At 51.9% G+C, this 4,057-nt stretch carries 4 protein-coding genes; all 4 read right to left on the reverse strand.

The annotated features are described in order from the left end of the window. Positions 1 to 202 precede the first annotated feature (202 nt). Entirely contained in the window at positions 203 to 1,438 is a 1,236-nt protein-coding gene (locus BLA28_RS14590; RefSeq protein WP_071699242.1) for an MFS transporter, read from the reverse strand. Beyond that, positions 1,435 to 2,142 carry an ABC transporter permease gene (locus tag BLA28_RS14595; RefSeq protein WP_071699243.1) on the reverse strand — a complete coding sequence of 236 codons (708 nt, stop codon included), beginning with the start codon at positions 2,140 to 2,142 and terminating at the stop codon, positions 1,435 to 1,437. Before BLA28_RS14595 ends, BLA28_RS14590 begins: the two co-directional genes overlap by 4 nt. Continuing rightward, positions 2,139 to 2,846: an ABC transporter ATP-binding protein gene (locus BLA28_RS14600; protein WP_071699244.1), complete on the reverse strand. Its 708-nt coding sequence runs from the start codon at positions 2,844 to 2,846 to the stop codon at positions 2,139 to 2,141. The genes BLA28_RS14595 and BLA28_RS14600 overlap by 4 nt, the downstream gene beginning before the upstream one ends. A 96-nt stretch (positions 2,847 to 2,942) precedes the next feature. Next, positions 2,943 to 3,602 (reverse strand): TetR/AcrR family transcriptional regulator, encoded by a 660-nt coding sequence (locus tag BLA28_RS14605; protein ID WP_071699245.1) that lies wholly within the window; start codon positions 3,600 to 3,602, stop codon positions 2,943 to 2,945. Between the last annotated feature and the right edge of the window lie 455 nt (positions 3,603 to 4,057).

The raw sequence follows: 4,057 nt of genomic DNA on the forward strand, positions 1-4,057 counted from the left end.
TTTTTTTGAGATGCCTCTGTCCGGCCATAGAGTATGCCGTCTGGCAATATCCGGGTGATGCCGGGCCGGGAGGGTGAGCCGGGCGAGGGACAGGCTGCGTGCAGGGCGGACGTGGAAATGATACGGGCTCCTTGAAGGTTATAATGGTATTGCATGTAAGGGATTTGTTGTATAAATGTTAAAACCTTTGAATGTAATAATATTACAGGTTTTTGGCGGCTTGTTTGTTCCAGTAGCTTACGAGCATGGAGAGGAGGGCGGTGAGGGTGAAGATGAGCCAGATTTTGGTTTGGAGGTGTTCGAGGAGGAAGCCGTACATTATCTGGCCGGCGGGTTGGGCGCAGGAGGAGAGGGCTATGATCCAGGAGATGACTTTGCCTATCAGGGCTGCGGGGGTGGTGAGCTGGATGTAGGACATGATCTGGATGGTGTATAGGGAGGCAAGGGCCATGATGAGGAGGCCGGAGAGGGCTATTATTGTGTAGGCGGCGTAGGCGGGGATTGCCGGCTGGAGGGCGGCTCCCATGGGGATGAGGAGGAGGGAGGAGGCGAAGAGGAGCTTCCAGCTGTTTCGGATATTGAGTTTTTTGCTGAAGATTCCGGCAGCCATGCCGCCAGCGAGGCCTCCGGCTGCCATGAGAGCCTGGAGGAAGCCGTACATTTCAGAGGCATTTCCTTTGGGGAAGGAGAGGATCTGCATGACGATTACGGGCAGGCTGATGATCATGAGGGCGGAGAGGAAGAAGTTTACGGCGGTGCAGCAGAGGGTCAGTTTGCCGATTTCCTTTTTTTCACGGGTGATGAAGAGGAGGCTTTCTTTTATGTCACCGGCGAGTTCGCGGAAGAGGGAGCAGGTGCGTTCTTTGCGGGTAAAGGGGATGTGAATGAAAAGCTCCATGAGGGCGGAGAGGAAAAAGCAGCCGGCGCAGAGGTAAAGGATGGGGGTGATTCCCCACAGTCCGTAGGCTATTCCGCCGAGGGCGGGGCCGAGCAGGCCGGAGAGGGAGGAGATCATGTTGATGAGGGCGTTGGCGGGCATGATGGCTTCTTCTGTTACCAGCAGGGGGATGCTGGCCTGGACGGAGGGCTGGTAGGCGCCGGAAATGCCGTACAGCAGGAACAGCATGACAAGAATCAGGCCTACGAGGCTGACTCTGCCGGAGAGGAGAAGAAAGGCGAGGACCAGGCCGGCGGTGAAAAAGTCCAGGACTACCATGATATTCCGTTTGTTTACGCGGTCGGCGATCAGGCCACCTACGGGAGACATAACCGCAAGGGGCAGGAAGGCGAAGCCGGATACGATTCCAAGCAGGGAAGGGGAGTGGGTGACGGACAGGAGATGAAGGGGGAGTGCAAAGCGGATTACCGCATTTCCAAACAGGGAGATGATCTGTCCTATCAGTACAAGGTAAAAGTCTTTAGAAAATCCTTTTTTCATAATGCCTCCATTGATACGATTTTTTTTGATAAGTTTCCGTAGACAAATAAAAAGACGACGGCCATGATGAGGGTAAAAACAATCAGGCTCAGTCCGCCGTACAGGTTTGCCGACGCCATATTGGTCATGGGAGCGATGAGGATGAGGGCCGAAACGATGACGGCGGTGGGGGATTTCTTCCAGAAGCCGAACCGGACGGCGGCAAGGCAGATGCAGGAGGCCAGCAGGGCAATGGAGAAGCTGACCAGAAGGAGATAGCCCAAATCATCAGCCGTAAAGGCTCCGGGAAATCCGTGGAACAGGTTAGATAAGAGTAAGGTTGTTAAAACTGCCAATAAATTGGAAATAAAGGTGCCGGCAATCGTGAAAAGGAAGAGAAAGGCTGTTTTGGCGGCAAAAAGGCGTTTGCGGCTGATTGGCCAGGAAAAGACCAAAAGTTTGTTTTTTCCCAGGAATTCGGTAAGGATAACCCTGGAACTTAAGACGGCACCCAGCATGGTATAGGAAAAAAGGGTGACGCAGGATACCAGAAGGATCAGGAAATGCCAGTTACGGGAAAGTGACATTTGGGCAGGCCCCCATTCCGATTCGGGAAGAAAGCAGAAAAGGAGGGCGATAAGCATGCTGAGGGCCAGCAGGCCGAGAGCGGTGCCCAGGTAAGGGGCGGGATTTATTTTTTTCCATTCAAGACGTATCAGTTTCATTCGGCTTCTCCTTTCATGGCAGCGAGCACTTCCTGTTCAAAGGCTTCTTTCCGGCTGCCCCGGTATTGTTCCATATCGAATTCCCTGCAGATCCGGTGACCGGAAAGGATCCCTACGGTGTCGGCCATAGCAGAGATATCACTGAGTATATGGCTGGAAATCAGCAGTGTCTTTCCTTCTTCGGCCAGGCTGACAAAGAGGGAACGCAGTTCCTCCGCCCCCAGAGGATCCAGGCCGTTCAGAGGTTCATCCAAAAGAAGGACCCGGGGATTATGAAGCAGGGCCCTGGCAATGGCAAGCCTCTGGCGCATGCCGGTGGAAAAAGCGGAGACGGGCTTTTCACTGATTCCGGAAAGCCCTACCTTTTCCAGGATGCCGCCGATATCGGTATCTGTTTTCTGGTAGGCCTGCTGCAGTTTCAGATTTTCAGCGGCGGAGAGGTGTTCATAGAATACGGGGACGTCAATCAGAGTGCCGATATCTTTCTGGATACTTTCCCGGTTTTCCCAGGTCTGCTTTCCCTGTATCCGGATTTCCCCGATATCAGGGCAGAGGAAACCGGCGGCCAGCTTCAGCAGAGTGGATTTCCCTGCACCGTTCCTTCCGGCCAGCGCATAGATGGCGCCATCCGGCACCTGGAGAGAACAGCCTTCCAAAACGGGGGTGGCTGCATAGGCCTTGCTTATGTTTGTAATAGTTATCATAGATTCCTCCTAATTATTAATACCAACCGTTGGTATGTATAATGATAAAAATAATCTGCTCCGGGAGGAGCAGTTATTTCTGACATGAAAAGAGACTTAACGATCCTTGTTTTCCTGATAAAGCTGTGAATATTTTTCCAGCCGGGTAAACATCTCATCTTCAATGATATCCATACCGAAGCCCCGGAGCATATGCTGGAAAAACCTCATTTTATTCAGAAGCTGTTCGGTATCGCAGGGGTAAACTAGAGGATTCAGCCAGAGATTTCCTATGAGCATCAGAACCTCCGCCAATTCCCTTGGATATTCGGTCTGGATGGAGCCGTCCGCGATTCCTTCTTCCAGAATAGGCTGGATCATGGCCGGCGCTTCCTGCTGTACGGAATTGCGCAGATAGAGAACCAGCAGCTGAGGATTATTCATCATATCGGGCGCCGCTGAGAACAGCTCTTCCTGGGCGGAAGAATACATGGAAGTCTGGAATATCATCCTCAGCTTTTCCAGGCCGGTGAGATCCTTCCTGCGGGCAATGACCCACATACTTTCCGTCGCCCCGGCATAAAGCTTATCCGCAACCGCGTTCATAATCTCATCCTTTGATTTAAAATGATGATAAATGGCGCCCTTGCTCAGCCCTCCCAAATTATTGATGATATCCTGTATGGAAGTATGCTCATATCCCTTTTCCACAAACAGCCTGGCAGCCGTATCAATAATCAGATTCCGCGTCTCTTCCGGATATTTATTCCTTGCCATAAGAGTCCTCCCTTTTTCCCGGGATTATCTGTATTAAAACTCAGTTTCCCTTTTATATTTACATACCGTTGGTAGGTTTAATTATACATACTAACGGTATGTATGTCAATAAACATTTTTAAATTACTTACACTTTGCAAAGACAGCTTTCCGTTCCATCCGCTGCTTCCGTGTCTGCCGCCCGGCCTGAGAACCCCTCCCTGCCCTTTTCCGCTGCCGGCTATGACCGCCATACAGGGGATCCTGTAAGGGGCGTCATAAGCTCGCCGGTCCTTAGGCTGCGTACTTTGCAGCCTTAGTACCGCTGCGTGCTTATCCGAGCGAAAGCGTCCCCTAGAAGGAACCCTGTATCTGTCCCTTATACACCTCCAGATGTTGCTAAGAAACCGTCCGGACACCACACCATGGGGATGGCGGTATGGGGGTTGGGCCAGGGTAAGGAGAAAGACTGATAA

Source organism: Eisenbergiella tayi (genome assembly GCF_001881565.1).
Taxonomy (GTDB): domain Bacteria; phylum Bacillota; class Clostridia; order Lachnospirales; family Lachnospiraceae; genus Eisenbergiella; species Eisenbergiella tayi.

Bases quoted from the DNA above. Each gene is read 5' to 3' on its own strand.
- BLA28_RS14595 (WP_071699243.1), bottom strand. From the start codon at position 2,142: ATGAAACTGATACGTCTTGAATGGAAAAAAATAAATCCCGCCCCTTAC.
- BLA28_RS14590 (WP_071699242.1), bottom strand. From the start codon at position 1,438: ATGAAAAAAGGATTTTCTAAAGACTTTTACCTTGTACTGATAGGACAG.
- BLA28_RS14605 (WP_071699245.1), bottom strand. From the start codon at position 3,602: ATGGCAAGGAATAAATATCCGGAAGAGACGCGGAATCTGATTATTGAT.
- BLA28_RS14600 (WP_071699244.1), bottom strand. From the start codon at position 2,846: ATGATAACTATTACAAACATAAGCAAGGCCTATGCAGCCACCCCCGTT.